The sequence below is a fragment of the Actinoplanes sp. NPDC004185 genome (assembly GCF_053603475.1).
The window spans coordinates 38,237-52,602 of the sequence record NZ_JBSGFR010000032.1; the positions used below are offsets into that span (position 1 = coordinate 38,237).

8 protein-coding genes are annotated in these 14,366 nt (G+C 73.1%); 4 read left to right on the plus strand and 4 right to left on the minus strand.

The window, feature by feature from the left end:
• Positions 1 to 57: 57 nt before the first annotated feature.
• The 3 genes from ACWEOZ_RS29155 to ACWEOZ_RS29165 are packed head-to-tail and all read left to right on the plus strand — an operon-like array spanning position 58 to position 8,436.
• Complete coding sequence (locus tag ACWEOZ_RS29155; protein WP_451913905.1) at positions 58 to 3,966, plus strand: Pls/PosA family non-ribosomal peptide synthetase; 3,909 nt, start codon at positions 58 to 60, stop codon at positions 3,964 to 3,966.
• A complete protein-coding gene (locus ACWEOZ_RS29160) occupies positions 3,963 to 5,300 on the plus strand; it encodes a M1 family metallopeptidase (RefSeq protein WP_451913906.1) in 1,338 nt (445 codons plus the stop codon). The genes ACWEOZ_RS29155 and ACWEOZ_RS29160 overlap by 4 nt, the downstream gene beginning before the upstream one ends.
• 52 nt (positions 5,301 to 5,352) lie before the next feature.
• Entirely contained in the window at positions 5,353 to 8,436 is a 3,084-nt protein-coding gene (locus ACWEOZ_RS29165; RefSeq protein WP_451913860.1) for an ATP-binding protein, read from the plus strand.
• On the opposite strand, the gene ACWEOZ_RS29170 is transcribed toward ACWEOZ_RS29165, so the two are convergent.
• Positions 8,433 to 8,627 (minus strand): hypothetical protein, encoded by a 195-nt coding sequence (locus tag ACWEOZ_RS29170; protein ID WP_451913861.1) that lies wholly within the window; start codon positions 8,625 to 8,627, stop codon positions 8,433 to 8,435. The genes ACWEOZ_RS29165 and ACWEOZ_RS29170 overlap by 4 nt on opposite strands.
• A gap of 176 nt (positions 8,628 to 8,803) precedes the next feature.
• Between ACWEOZ_RS29170 and ACWEOZ_RS29175 the strand changes: the two genes are divergently transcribed.
• Positions 8,804 to 10,951: an FtsK/SpoIIIE domain-containing protein gene (locus ACWEOZ_RS29175; protein ID WP_451913862.1), complete on the plus strand. Its 2,148-nt coding sequence runs from the start codon at positions 8,804 to 8,806 to the stop codon at positions 10,949 to 10,951.
• A 6-nt stretch (positions 10,952 to 10,957) separates the two neighbouring features.
• Here ACWEOZ_RS29175 and ACWEOZ_RS29180 read toward each other — a convergent pair whose 3' ends face one another.
• The 3 genes from ACWEOZ_RS29180 to ACWEOZ_RS29190 form a co-directional block, all read right to left on the minus strand.
• Positions 10,958 to 11,725, minus strand: coding sequence for an ABC transporter permease (locus tag ACWEOZ_RS29180; RefSeq protein WP_451913863.1), 768 nt, complete (start codon positions 11,723 to 11,725; stop codon positions 10,958 to 10,960).
• Positions 11,722 to 12,681 (minus strand): ATP-binding cassette domain-containing protein, encoded by a 960-nt coding sequence (locus tag ACWEOZ_RS29185; RefSeq protein WP_451913864.1) that lies wholly within the window; start codon positions 12,679 to 12,681, stop codon positions 11,722 to 11,724. Before ACWEOZ_RS29185 ends, ACWEOZ_RS29180 begins: the two co-directional genes overlap by 4 nt.
• Positions 12,682 to 12,813: 132 nt before the next feature.
• Positions 12,814 to 14,313: an arabinofuranosidase catalytic domain-containing protein gene (locus ACWEOZ_RS29190; protein ID WP_451913865.1), complete on the minus strand. Its 1,500-nt coding sequence runs from the start codon at positions 14,311 to 14,313 to the stop codon at positions 12,814 to 12,816.
• Positions 14,314 to 14,366: the final 53 nt, after the last annotated feature.

The following is a 14,366-nucleotide window of genomic DNA, read 5'->3' on the forward strand; positions in this document are numbered from 1 at the left end:
GCCGCACGCCTGGTTGACGCCGACCCTCGAGGTGAAGATGGTGCACGCCCGGTGACCGTGACGACTGAACCGCAACTGGTCACGCTCCCTCCGTTCGTCGCCGCACCCGTGCCCCCGGCGGTGTTCCGCTCCCCGTCGGCGCCGGCCACCTGCACCCTGGTCGACATCTTCGACGACACCGTACGCACCCACCCGGGCGCCCAGGCGCTCGACAACGGCACCACCGCGCTGACCTACCGCGAGCTCGCCGACGAGGTCGAGGCCATCCGGGCGACGCTGGCCGGGCACGGGATCGGCGCCGGCGACCGGGTCGGCGTCCGGATCTCGTCCGGCACGGCCGAGCTGTACCTGGCGATCCTCGGCGTGCTCGCGGCCGGTGCCGCCTACGTGCCGGTCGACGCCGACGATCCCGCTGAACGGGCCGAGCTCGTCTTCGGCGAGGCGGGGGTCGTCGCGGTGCTCGGTGACGGGCTGAGCGTCTCGCTGCGCCGTACCCCCGAGGGCCGGTCCGCCCGGCCCGGGCCGGACGACGACGCCTGGATCATCTTCACCTCGGGCTCGACCGGCACCCCGAAGGGGGTCGCGGTCAGCCACGGCGCCGCGGCGGCCTTCGTCGACGCGGAGGCCCGGTTGTTCCTCGCCGACGAGGCCAGTGAGGCGATCGGCCCGCGGGACCGGGTACTGGCCGGGCTGTCGGTGGCGTTCGACGCGTCCTGCGAGGAGATGTGGCTGGCCTGGCGCCACGGCGCCTGCCTGGTGCCGGCCGAGCGGTCGCTGGTGCGCAGCGGCGTCGACCTCGGCCCGTGGCTCGCCGAGCAGCGCATCACCGTGGTGTCGACGGTGCCGACGCTCGCCGCGCTGTGGCCGGTCGAGGCGCTGGAGGAGGTACGGCTGCTGATCTTCGGCGGGGAGGCCTGCCCGCCCGAGCTCGCGCAGCGCCTGGCCGTCGAGGGACGCGAGGTCTGGAACACGTACGGGCCGACCGAGGCCACCGTGGTGGCCTGCGCCGCGCGGATGACCGGCGACGGTCCCGTGCGCATCGGGCTGCCGCTGGCCGGCTGGGAGCTCGCGGTGGTCGACAGCGCCGGCGACCCGGTGGCGCTGGGTGAGACCGGCGAGCTGGTGATCGGCGGGGTGGGTCTGGCCCGCTACCTGGACGCCGCCAAGGACGCCGAGAAGTTCGCGCCCCTGCCGTCGCTGGGCTGGTCGCGGGCGTACCGCAGCGGGGACATCGTCCGGGCCGAGCCCGAGGGGCTGCTGTTCGTCGGCCGGGGTGACGAGCAGGTCAAGCTGGGCGGGCGCCGGATCGAGCTGGGCGAGGTCGACGCCGCCCTGCAGGCGTTGCCCGGGGTCGCCGGGGCGGCCGCCGCGGTGCAGCGGACCGCCGCGGGCAATCAACTGCTGGTCGGGTACGTGGTGCCCGCCGACGGTGTCACCTTCGATGCCGCCGCGGCGGCGTTGCGCATCCGTGAGCAGCTGCCGGCCGCGCTCGTGCCGCTGCTGGCCGTGGTGGACGCGCTGCCGACCCGTACGTCCGGCAAGGTGGACCGGGCCGCGCTGCCCTGGCCGCTGGCCGTCGCCGAGGACGCGGCTGGTGAGCTGACCGCGACCGAGGAGTGGCTCGCCGGCGGCTGGGCCGAGATCCTCGGTGTGCGCCCCACCGAGGCGGACGCCGACTTCTTCAACCACGGCGGCGGCAGCCTGAACGCGGCGCAGCTGGTGGCGTGGATCCGCCGGCGGCACCCGCGGGTCTCGGTGGCCGACATCTACCTGCACCCGAGGCTGTCGCGGCTGGCGGCGGTGCTGGACGCGCTCGACACCACGGCGGCGACCCGCCGGGAGGTCCGGCCGACGCCGCGGCGCGCCGGGCTCGTCCAGGCCGTGCTGATGGTCCCGATGCTGGCGCTGATCGGGCTGCGCTGGCTGACCGTGCTGGCCGCCCTCGGCAACGTCCTGGCGCTGCTGGCCCCGGCGTCCTGGACGCCGGTCGTGTCCTGGTGGTGGGTGGCGCTGGGCTGGGCGCTGCTGTTCAGCCCGCTCGGCCGGATCGCCGTGGCCGCCGCGGGAGCCCGGCTGCTGCTGCGCGGCGTACGCCCGGGCAGCTATCCGCGCGGTGGCCGCGTGCACCTGCGGCTGTGGGCCGCCGAACGGCTCGCGGAGCTGTCCGGCGCCACCAGCGTGGCCGGAGCCTCCTGGATGGTCACGTACGCCCGGGCGCTCGGCGCGCAGCTCGGTCCCGACGTCGACCTGCACTCCGCGCCGCCGGTCACCGGCCTGCTGAAGCTCGGGCGGGGCGCGGCGATCGAGCCGGAGGTCGACCTGTCGGGCCACTGGATCGACGGCGATGTCGTCCACATCGGCAAGGTGCGCGTGGGGGCGGGCGCCCGGGTCGGGTCCCGCAGCACGTTGATGCCCGGCGCCCGGATCGGCAAGGGTGCGCGGATCGCCGCGGGCTCGACCGTGGCCGGTGCCGTACCGGCGAACCAGCGCTGGGCCGGCTCGCCGGCGGCCCCCGCCGCCAAGGACGCGGCCGCCTGGCCGGCCCAGCGTCCGCCGCGCTCCCGGGTGGCGTCCCGGTTCTGGACCGCCGCGTACGGCATCACCGCGCAGTTGCTGGGCCTGGTGCCCGTCGCGGCCGCCCTGCCGGGGCTCGTCCTGCTCGGCTGGACGGCGACCGTCCGCCCGGCCGTCGGCACGATGCTGGCCGCCGTCGCGGTGGGCACGGTCGCCTACGTCGTGGGCTATGCGCTTGTGGTGCTCGTCGCCGTCCGGGCGCTCAGCATCGGCCTGCGCGCCGGATACCACCCCGTGCAGGGCCGGGTGGCGTGGCAGGTGTGGACGACCGAGCGGCTGATGGGGATGGCCCGGGTCGGGCTGTTCCCGCTCTACGCCAGCCTGTTCACGCCGGTGTGGCTGCGACTGCTGGGCGCGAAGGTGGGGCGCGGCGTGGAAGCCTCCACCGTGCTCGCGCTGCCGGCGATGACCACGGTGGCCGACGGGGCCTTCCTGGCCGACGACACCATGGTGGCCACGTACGAGCTGAGCCACGGGTGGCTGCGGGTCGCCCCGGCCCGGATCGGCAAGCAGGCGTTCCTGGGCAACTCCGGGATGGCCGCACCCGGCCGTTCGGTGCCCAAGCGGGGACTCGTCGGCGTGCTGTCGTCGGCCCCGCGCAAGGCGAAGAAGGGCACGTCGTGGCTCGGTGCGCCGCCGATGCCGTTGCGCCGTACCGTCGAGGCGGCCGACACCAGCCGCACCTTCGACCCGCCGCTCCGGCTCAAGCTGGCCCGGGCCGCGATCGAGCTGTGCCGCATCGTCCCGGTGATGTGCGCCGCCGCCCTGGCGGTGGGCGTGCTGGCCGCGCTCGCCTTCGTGTGGCAGAGCTGCGGCCTGGGGGTCGCCGCGCTCGCCGCCGGCCCGGTGCTGCTCGGTGCGGCGATCGTCGCCGCCGCGACCGCGACGGCCGCGAAGTGGCTGCTGGTCGGGCGGTTCCGGGTCGCCGAGCGCGCACTGTGGACCTCCTTCGTGTGGCGCAACGAGCTCGCCGACACGTTCGTCGAGGTCCTCGCCGCGCCCTGGCTGGTCCGCTTCGCGACCGGCACGCCGCTGCTCACCGCGTGGCTGCGCACCCTCGGGGCGAGGATCGGCCGCGGCGTCTGGCTGGAGACCTACTGGCTGCCCGAGTACGACCTGGTCACCCTGGGTGACGGCGCCACGGTGAACCGCGGCTGCGTCGTGCAGACCCACCTGTTCCATGATCGGGTGATGAGCATGGACGAGGTGACACTGGGCGCGGGAGCCGCCCTGGGCCCGCACGGCATCGTGCTGCCCGGCGCCAGCATCGGCGCCCGCACCACCATCGGCCCCGGTTCGCTGGTGACCCGCGGCGACGCCGTGCCGGACGACAGCCGGTGGCGGGGCAACCCGATCGCGACCTGGCCGGCCCCGGCCCCCCGCCGGCCGTGACCCCGGCGCCGGGATCCCGTGGTGCCACGCCCGGCGCCGACCGCTCCGGCGACTCGTACCTGCCCGGGCACGGCAACGGCGGCTACCGGGTCCTGCACTACGACCTCGACCTCGACTACCGGGTGGTGTCCAACCGGCTCGCCGGCCGGGCGGTCGTCACCGCGATCGCCGAGCAGCCGTTGTCGCGGTTCACCCTCGACCTCGGCCGCCTCCAGGTGCAGGACGTCCGGGTCGACGGCCGCCGGGTCAAGTACACCCACCGGCCGGACAAGCTGCAGGTCAGGCCGGAGCGCCCGATCGGCGCCTGGGACACCTTCCGGGTGGAGATCCGGTACGCGGGCAAGCCGGTGCCGATCTCCGGCCGCTGGGGTGACCTCGGCTGGGACGAGCTCACCGACGGGGTCCTCGTGGCGAGTCAGCCCAACGGCTCGCCGTCCTGGTTCCCGTGCGACGACCAGCCCGGCGCCAAGGCCACCTTCCGGGTGGCGGTCACGGCCCCTTCGCCGTACACGGTGCTGGTGACCGGCGATCCCGTGTCCCGGCGGCGCGGCGCGGGCAGCACCACCTGGGTGTACGAGCGGTCCGAGCCGACCTCGCCGTACCTGATGAGTGTCCAGATCGGCCGCTACGAGCTGCTCGAGCTGGCGGCCGGCGACGTGGTGCAGCGCGCCGCGATCCCGCCCACGCTGCGCGCGAACGCCGCCCACGATCTCGGCCGGCACGGCGAGATCATGGCGGCGATGCAGCGGCTGTTCGGGCCGTACCCGTTCCGCGAGTACGTCGTCGTGGTCGCCGACGACGACCTCGACGACCCGGTCGAGGCGCAGGGCATGGCGATCTTCGGCCGCAACCACCTCGACGGGCGGCGCACGCACGAGCGGCTCGTCGCGCACGAGCTGGCCCACCAGTGGTTCGGCAACAGCCTCACGGTGGCCGACTGGCGCCACATCTGGCTCAACGAGGGCTTCGCCACGTACGCGGAATGGCTCTGGTCCGGCGTCGCCGGCGACCTGCCGGCCGAAGCCCTGGCGGCGCAGTGGTACGAGCGCATCGCGGCCCGCCCGCGGGACGTCGTCGTGGCCGACCCGGGCATCGACCGGATGTTCGACCCGCTGGTCTACAAGCGCGGGGCCCTCACGGTGCACGCCCTCCGCAAGCGGATCGGCGAGGAGCCGTTCTTCACGATGCTGCGCGCGTGGGTCGCCGAGCACCGGCACGCGACTGTGACGACCGAGCAGTTCCGGGCGCACGCGCAGCGCTTCGCCCGCGAGCCGCTGGACGGCCTGTTCGCCGCCTGGCTCGACAGCCGGGCGCTGCCGCCGTTCCCCCGCTGAAAGGCACCTTCGCCGGCGTCGTGGTGATGACCGGTTCCGTTACCGTACGACTGTGGACATCGAGCTCACCTTGCTGACGAGGGTGAGTCATCGCGGCCAGGAGATCGCCGGTGCCCGGACGGGAGCTCTGCTCGCGCTGCTCGCCGAGGACCTTCGCGCCGGCTGCAGCACCGCGCGGATGGCGGACGCGCTGTGGCCGGACGGGCCGCCCGAGCACCCGGTCAAGGCCCTGCAGGTGCTGGTGACGCGGGCCCGCGCCCGGCTCGGCCCCGGCGTCATCGCCAGTACGCCGGCCGGCTACCGGCTCGCGCTGGGCGACGATCAGGTCGACGCCTCCGCCGTCCTGCTCAGCGCGGCCGCGAGCCGGCGCTGCACCCGGGACGGCGACCACGCGGCAGCCCTGCACCACGCCGAGGCCGGTCTCGCGCTGTGCGAAGGCGCCCCCGGCTGGGACAGCGGGCCGGCTGATCCGCTGACCATGCTGCGCGTCGCCCGGTTGCCGGCCTGGCGGCAGCTCAGACGCGCCCGGGCGCTGGCGTTGGCCCGGCTGGGACACCATGCCGAGGCGGCGGGGCCCCTCCACGAGCTCGCTGCGGAATGCCCGTGGGACGAGGAGATCCTGGCGCAGGTGCTGCGCGGGGAAATGGCGGCGCACGGCCCGGCCGCGGCCCTGTCCCGGTACGACGCGTACCGGCAGGCGGTGCGGGCCGAGCTGGGCAGTGACCCCGGGCCTGACCTGCAGCAGGTGCACCGTGAGCTGCTGCTGGCCGACGCGCCCCGGGTGCGCGGCGGCATCCGGCACGAGCCCAACCCGCTGCTCGGCCGGGACGAGGACATCGCCGCAGTCGCGGAACTGCTGCGGACGTCCCGGATCACCTCGATCGTCGGTGCCGGCGGCCTGGGCAAGACCCGGCTCGCGCAGGCGGTCAGCCGGCAGGCGTCGCACCGGACGGTGCACTTCGTCGAGCTCGCCGGGCTCAACGCCGGCGGGGACGTGGCCGGCGAGGTCGCTTCGGCGCTGTCCGCGCGCGACTCCGGACCTGATCCGGCCGGCCGGAGCGCCCGCCCGGCCGATGTGCTCACGTTGATCGCCGACGCCCTGGTCCCCGGCCCCGCACTGCTCGTGCTGGACAACTGCGAGCACGTCGTGGACGCGGCCGCCGAGCTGGCGCAGTCCCTGGTGTCGGCGCTGCCGGACCTGCGGGTGCTCACGACCGGCCGGGCCCCGCTCGATGTGTCCGCCGAATCGGTGTACCAGCTGCGGGAGCTGGATCTGCCGACGACCGTCGAGTTGTTCCGCCTGCGGGCCCGAGCGGCCCGTCCCGACATCGGCCTGCCCCCGGCAGCCGTCGAGCGGCTGTGCCGGTCCCTGGACGGTCTCCCGCTCGCGGTGGAGCTCGCCGCGGCCCGGGTGCGGGCGATGTCCGTCGCCGAGATCACCGACCGGCTGGACGACCGGTTCGGCCTGCTGCGCGGTCACGCCCGCGACGCGCCACCACGGCACCGCACGCTGCACGCCGTCGTCGACTGGAGCTGGCAGCTCCTGGAGCCGTCCGCGCAGCAGGCGATGCGCGCGTTGTCGGTCTTTCCCGGTGGCTTCACCGCAGCCGCCGCGGTTCACCTGATCGGCGACGACGCTGTCCTGGAGCGGCTGGTCGAGCAGTCGCTCCTGCGAGCGACCGACAGTGGGCCGGGCACGCGCTTCACCATGGCGCAGACCGTGCGCGAGTTCAGCCTGGCGCGCCTGCGGGCGGCCGGCGAGCAGGAACGGGTCGTCGGCGACTTCCTCGCGTGGGCTCGCGACTTCGGGATCCGGCACCAGCAGGCGGCCTTCGCGGCGGACTTCGGCGCGTCCGTGGACGAGATCCGCGCCGAGCAGGACAACCTGCTGCACGCCTGGCGCTCCGCCGTGGATCGCGGCGACGGCTCGACGGTCGCGGCCACCGCGGCGGTGCTGAGCATCGTGTGGTTCACCGAATCGAACTTCACCCGCCTGACGGTGCTGGCCGAGCAGGTGCCGCCGGTGCTGTCACGACTCCGCCCGGAGCCCGCGCTGGTCGAGGTGACCCGTACGGCGGCGGCCTTCTGCGCGCTGAGTGCTTTTCTGCTGCGCGGTCCCCGCCCGCTGCGGGCCCTGGTGACGTTGCGCCGGCTGCCCCAGCCCGCACCGGGCACTTTCGTCGGAGCGGTCCAGGCCGCTCTGACCGCCCCGGATGCCAGTGCCCTGGGTCAGCTGTGCGTCGATGACGACCCGATGACTGCCGCCGTCGCCAACTACGCGCTCACCTCCGCGCTGGAGAGCGCCAACGACCTCGACGGTGCGCTGCGGGCGGCCCGGCGGATGCTCGACTGCCTGGCCGACGAATCCGACGGCTGGATGCGTGCCGTCGCCCACGCCCGCATCGGCGAGTTCTGCCTGCAGGTCGAACCGGGCGAGGAGGCCTTCCGGCACCTGAGCGCCGCGCTGTCCATCGTCGAGAAACACGGGGCCCGGGGCAGCGCGAACCGGGCGCGCTGGGCGATCGTGCTGGCGAACCTGCAGCGCGGCGCGTACGCCGACGCCGAGCGCGGGCTGGAGCAGATCGCGCTCATCGGTGGCACCGCGGCGGCCGATCTGGCGATGTTCGACGTCTGTGCCCGCGCGGAGATCCGGCTCGGACGGGGCGACATCGACGGCGGCCTGCACCTCTGGCGGCGAGCCGCCGAAGGGCTCGCCGCCGACGACCCTTCCGGGGCGGGACCGTGGGCGTCGGAGGTCCGGGCCGTCGCCGTGATCGTCCACGCCCGGTACGGCCGGCTCGCCCTGGTCGAGGACCTCACCGCCACGCTGCCGGACATCATGTCGGCCACGCTCGCCTCGGCCACCGCCGTCGACCTGCCCGCCTGTGGTTCGCTTCTGCTGGCGCTGGCGATGGCCGACCTCGACGCCGGTGCCACCGTCTCCGGCGTACGGCTGATCGCGCTGGCCGAGCGGCTGGGCTGGCAGCGAGGCTTCCAGCCCACCATGTCCCCCGCCCGCATCAGGGAGGTCGCCCGGAACGCGGACCTGCTCGCGTACACCGACGCGGTGTCGTCGTACGCGGGCCTGGACCACGACGGGCTGAGAGCCGCCGCATCGGCCGCACTGCGGGGCTAGCTGAGGTCGGTCAGGAAGGCGCCCGCGGCCACCGCGAAGACCAGCACCCCACCCGCCGCGCCGCCGCCGACGAGCACCGCGCGGGCCGGCCGCCGGTCATCCAACCAGGCCAGCACGCCGGCGAGGACACCGACCATGGTGGCGGCCAGGATCGACAGGGCGATCCAGACGATTGTCAGTGGCGCGACCATGACATCTCCCTTCGCATGAATGGCATTGCGAAAAGTGAAGCAACCGCCGCCGCGAAATGGGCTGTCGCGGCCATTCTCGGCACCGGGACGGACAGAAAGGAACTGTCCGCGGACGCCTCGGGACAACCGCGGACGTCACTGGTCCCCGGTCCGCGGCTCGGCTAGGATCGAACGGTGTGGAGCTCACGGACGAGATCTCGGCGGCCCTCAATGCCGTGAGCGGCAAGGAAGACCTCGCCCGGTGCCTCAAGAAACTGTGGATCCTCGCCGACAAACCGTCCTATCGCGAACTCAGCACGCGAGCCCGGAACCATGGCCTGCCGCTGTCGAAAACGACGATCGGGCAGCTCCTGAATGGCAACGTATTCCCGCGACGCGGTTTTCTCATCGCCTTCCTGACCTGCTGTGGCGTCGGGGTCGACGACCACCTGGAGTGGGAACGCGCCTGGACCCGGCTCGCCCCGCGCTACTACGAAACCCCCGCATCGCCGCCCCGGGCTGCCATGCCACCGCCTCCGGTCGAGATGCCGGCTCAGGACGTGCCCGCCGACGAGTCACAGGACGTGATGCTCCAGCTGCTGGGCGACGCCCGTGGCGAGATCCGGCGGATGTCCGGGCAGATCTACCAGCTGGAGCGCTACCTGGACCGGCTCAGACAGATGGTCGATCCGTCCGCACCCGTCCCGGACGGACCGGTCGCCCAGGCCCTGAGGTTCACCGACCTCGTGGCCGGCACCTGGTGGTCGGCCTCGTCCGCCGACGGGCTCAGCATGCGGGTCGGCGTCGACGCGCTGGGTGCCCCGGTCGACGTACGCCTCGGCGACCGACCGCCGCACGGGCTCATCGGCGGGCCCTCCGGCTCCGGCAAGACGAACGTGATCTTCGCGCTGCTGGCCGGCCTGTGCACGAAGTACTCGCCCAGCGAGCTGGAGCTCTACCTGCTCGATTTCAAGGAGGGTGTCTCCTTCAACCGGCTCGCCCCCGACATCCGCACCAAGCCGTGGCTACCGCACGCCCGGCTGGTCGGCATCAACATCAACTCCGACCAGGAGTTCGGTCTCGCCATGCTCCGGCACCTGCACTGGGAGATGCGGCGACGCGCGGCCGCGGCGAAGAAGTTCGACGCGACCACCATCCGGGAGCTCAGGCTGCACGACCCCACGGGACACTGGCCACGCATCCTCGCGGTGGTCGATGAGTTCCAGGTCATGCTGGCCGGCCGTAACGGCTACGCGAGCGAGTGCGCTGAACTGCTCGAGGACGTAGCACGGCGGGGGCGGGCCATGGGTGTCCATCTGCTGCTGGCCAGCCAGGACATCGCGGGGACCGAGTCCCTGTGGGGCCGACCGGCGCTGGTGCAACAGCTCAGCCTGCGGATCGCGTTGCCCAGGGCGCAACGGGTGCTCTCCGAGATGAACCAGCTCGCGGAGCGCATCCCGCGGGATCACGCCGCGTTCAACGAGGAATCCGGGGCGGCCGAGGCGAGCCGGGTCACCCGGGTGCCGTACGCCAGTGGCATCGAGGACTGGTCGGACCTGCGCCACCGGCTGTGGCAGATGCGATCGCCCGACGCGGAACCACCGGTCGTCTTCGACGGCGACGTGGTGCCGCGGCTCGACGAGGTGGCCGCGTTCCGCCGGCTGACCACGGCATCGAGGATGGCGCCGGCGGTCGCCGTGGGCCACGCGATCGACGTCGCCGATCGGCCGGCCTTCGTGCGGCTCGACCGGCGCTCCGGTCGCAACCTCGCCGTGGTGGGCAACCGGGACGACATCGCCCGAGCTGTCATCAGGTCGGCGGTACGCTCGCTCACCCGGCAGTTTCCCGCCGGGGAAGCGCACATCACGCTGGTGTGCCCGGACAACGTCTCGCATGCCGAAGCGATTCGCCTGCGGCGCGACGCCGACCGGCCGGACATCGCCATCTGCGGCGCAGCGGATCTCGGCCTCTTCCTCGATCTCGCCCTGGGCGGGACGACGCCCCACTTTCTCGTCCTCTACGCCGTCGACGAGATATGGCCCGACCCTTCCGATGAGGTCGGTGATCTGGCCGAGTTCCGCCGGGTCCTCGACCGGGGGCCGCGACAGGGCACGCACGTCATCGGCTGGTGGCGGTCGGCGAGCCGGTTCCAGCAGGCCCTCGGCCTGCGCGCCCGGCACGAGCTGGTCTCGTCGGTCGTGGTGGCCGGCGGCGACGTCCCACGGGTCGGCCCGGACCGGATCCAGCACTCCCTGCCGCAGTGGATGCCGCGGCAGAACCGGGCGCTGCTCATCGATGTCGAACAGCACCCGGCCTTCGAGACCGTCATCCCGTACGCGGATTAGGCCCTTTCACCGCACCGGATCACGCCGGAACAGCAGCCGCGCCCACAGGTAGCCCGCCGCCGTCAGGGTCAGGCACCAGCCCACGGCGAGCACGGCGGTGTCGCCGACCGGCAGGTTCAGCATCAGCCCCCGGAGCGTGTCGATGACCGGGGTGAAGGGTTCGTGGGCCGCGAACCAGCGGACCGATCCGGACATGGCTCCCGGGGTGACGAATGCGCTGCTCAGGAACGGCAGCAGCTGCACGACCAGGGTGAACGGGCCGGTGCCCTCCGCCGTTCGAGCGGCCAGGCCGACCGCGACGCCCAGCCAGGTGAGAGCGAGGGACACGAGGGCGATCAGGCCGAACGCGGCCAGCCACCGGGCCGGGCCGGCGCCGGACCGGAATCCGAGCAGCAGCGCGACACCGATCACCAGGGCCACGCCCACCAGCGTGCGGGCCACGGATCCGATGACGTGCCCGGTCAGCACCGACGCGCGGGAGATCGCCATGGTGCGGAACCGGGAGATGACGCCCTCGGTCATGTCGCGGTTGACGGCCAGCGCCGTCGTCGTGGCCCCGTAGCCGACGGCCATCAGGATGATTCCGGCCAGGACGTAGTCGATGTAGTCACCGTCGCGCGGGGTGAGGGCCAGGCCCGCGTTCAGGGCGTCGCCGAACACGCCGACGAACAGCAGCAGCAGGGCGACCGGCAGCCCGATCGTCATGATCATCGCGCCGGGGTTGCGCAGGGTGTGCCGCACGTTGCGGCGCAGCATGGTCGTCGCGTCTCTCATCGGGTCACCTCCGCGGTCCCGGCCGGGCGGCCGGTGAGGGCGAAGAACACATCGTCGAGATCAGGGGTGTGCACGGTGAGCTCGTCGACCTCGATGCCGTGCTGATCCAGCCGGGCCAGCAACTGCCGTAGCGCCGGCACTCCACCGTCACCGGGCACCTGCAGACTCAGCGCCTCATCGTCGCGGGTCGCTCCCCCGAGTGAGCGGAACGCCGCCTCCAGGCTCGCCGCGTCACTGAACCGCAGGCGCACGTGGCCTCCCGGGACACTGCGTTTGAGCCGGTCCGGCGTCCCGGCCGCGACGACTTCGCCGTGATCGAGCACGGCTATCCGATCGGCGAGTTCGTCGGCCTCGTCCAGGTACTGAGTGGTCAGGAAGATGGTGACGCCGTCGGCCACCAGCTCCCGCACGATCTGCCACATCAGCTGCCGGCTGCGGGGGTCGAGACCGGTGGTCGGCTCGTCCAGGAAGATCACCCGCGGCCGGCCGACCAGCGTCATCGCGAGATCCAGCCGGCGGCGCATCCCACCCGAGTACGTCAGCGCCGCCTTCCGGGCGGCCGGGGCGAGATCGAAGCGGTCCAGCAGCGCGGTGACCCGGCGCTGCCCCTCGGTCCGGCCCAGGTGATGCAGGTCGGCCATGAGGGTCAGGTTCTCCGCCCCGGTCAGCAGGTTGTCCACCGCCGAGAACTGGCCGGTCACCCCGATCACGGCCCGGACCGCGTCGGGGTGCCGGGCCACGTCGTGTCCCCCGACCGACGCGCTGCCACCGTCGAATCCGATCAGCGTGGACAGGATCCGCACGGCGGTGGTCTTGCCCGCGCCGTTCGGTCCCAGCAGGGCGAAGGTCGTGCCCGCCGGGACCTCGAGGTCGACGCCGGCGAGCACGGCGGTGCCGCCGAACGACTTGCGGAGCCCGCTCACCGCGATCGCCGGGCTGGGTGCGATGCCGGCCATGTCCCTCCTCCGGTCACCGTGGCGCCGATCGGCCACGACCAGAAGAGAGTGCGGGCCGGCGGCTTCACCACGGCTTCGTCGTGGCTTCAGCAGCCGCCGGCCCGCACCGCACCCTGGCCCGGACAGCCCCGCCTAGGGCGCGATGGACCAGAGCTGGCACGTGTTGTTCAGCCACATCCACAGGTCGGCTCTGGTGCCGTTGGCCGTGCCGCAGTTGACGTCGTCGAGCACCATGCCGCTGTTCTCGACCACGAGTTCATAGCGGCCGTTGCCCGCCGGGATGACCGCCCATTGCTGGCACAGGTTGCCGAGCGACTGCCACAGGTTGACGGCGGTGCCGAGCGCCTGGCCGCAGTTCACCGCGTCGAGCACCTTGCCGGCGTTGACGTTCGTGATCGTCCACTTGTTGGCGCCGACGTTGGTGAAGCGCCACTGCTGGCACGTGTTGCCCAGTGGCTGCCACTGGTCGACCGCCGTGCCGTTGGCCGTGCCGCAGTTCACCGCGTCGAGCACCTTGCCGCTCGCCAGGTTGGTGAGGCGGTAGGTGCCGCCGTTGGCCGGGAAGCTGACGTTCTTGCCGTAGCCGACGGAGACGATGTTCGCCTGCACGGCGTTCTCGGTGGCGTCGCTCGGATAGCCGCTGGTCATGACGCCCTCGAAGAAGGATCCGACGGAGCCGTTGCTGTTGTCCCCGCCGATGCCGAGGATGATCGCGCCCTGCTTGGTCATCGGCCGGTAGCCCGCCTGGCTCGGCAGCGCTCCGTCGTACCGGGTCGCCAGGCCGCCGGACTGCGCGTTGCCGTCCTTGATGGCGTACGTGGACGTGCCGTTGTTCTTCAGCACCGCCGTCACGAAGGGGGAACTGCGCCCGGTGTTCGCCGTCCAGGAGCCGTTGCCCCCGGCGAACAACCCGTTCTCCAGGTCCGCGGCCACCCGGGGGCCACCGGCGCACGGCGAGAACCAGCACAGCGTGCCGAAGTAGATCGCGTCCATGTCACCGTTGCCGGTGTCCAGGTTGTTGGTCTCGGCGTTGCCGTAGTCGAAGCAGCACCGGTCGTTGACATGGGTGCCCTCGGTGACCATGTACATGCCCTCGGGCTGGCTGCCGGTGGCGACACCGTTGGTCGCGTTGTTGCGGTAGCCGTTGCCGGCGGAGATGTAGACGCCGTAGACCTTGTGCCCGCCCGCCGTGACGGGCAGGGCCGCGGCGTTCGCGCCCTGGTCCGCCGTCGGATTGGCGCCGCCGCCGGGAGCGATCGTCAGGTCGTTGTGCCGGGTCGTCTGGTCGTAGATGCGCACGATCGTGCAGTAGGTGCCCGAGCAGAACGAGTCCTGGGTGGACGCGTTCGCGTAGCCGCCGGCACTGAGCACACCGACGTTGGTGGTGGCGCCGTCCGACCAGCGACGCACCTGGTAGAGCGCGCCGTTGTAGGAACCGGACAGGGCGCGGGTGGTGCTGTGCGCCGCGACGCACGGCGTGCCGCCCCCGGCGTAGATGTCGCAGGGCAGGGTGCCGGCCGCCCGGGCGGGCCCGGGCAGGCCGAACAAGGTCGCGGCGACGAGCGCCGCGGCGGCGGCGACGGCGACGGTACGGATCTTGAGCAGGGAGAAGCGCGGTGACCAGGAACGCATGATGTGCCTTTCGCGTGGCTGCGGCCGCAGCGCGTACCGGACGCTGCGAGGAC

What these genes read in the sequence shown, in the direction of transcription:
- ACWEOZ_RS29170 (WP_451913861.1), bottom strand. Translation starts at nt 8,627, where the DNA reads ATGGTCGCGCCACTGACAATCGTCTGGATCGCCCTGTCGATCCTGGCC.
- ACWEOZ_RS29180 (WP_451913863.1), bottom strand. Translation starts at nt 11,725, where the DNA reads ATGAGAGACGCGACGACCATGCTGCGCCGCAACGTGCGGCACACCCTG.
- ACWEOZ_RS29185 (WP_451913864.1), bottom strand. Translation starts at nt 12,681, where the DNA reads ATGGCCGGCATCGCACCCAGCCCGGCGATCGCGGTGAGCGGGCTCCGC.
- ACWEOZ_RS29190 (WP_451913865.1), bottom strand. Translation starts at nt 14,313, where the DNA reads ATGCGTTCCTGGTCACCGCGCTTCTCCCTGCTCAAGATCCGTACCGTC.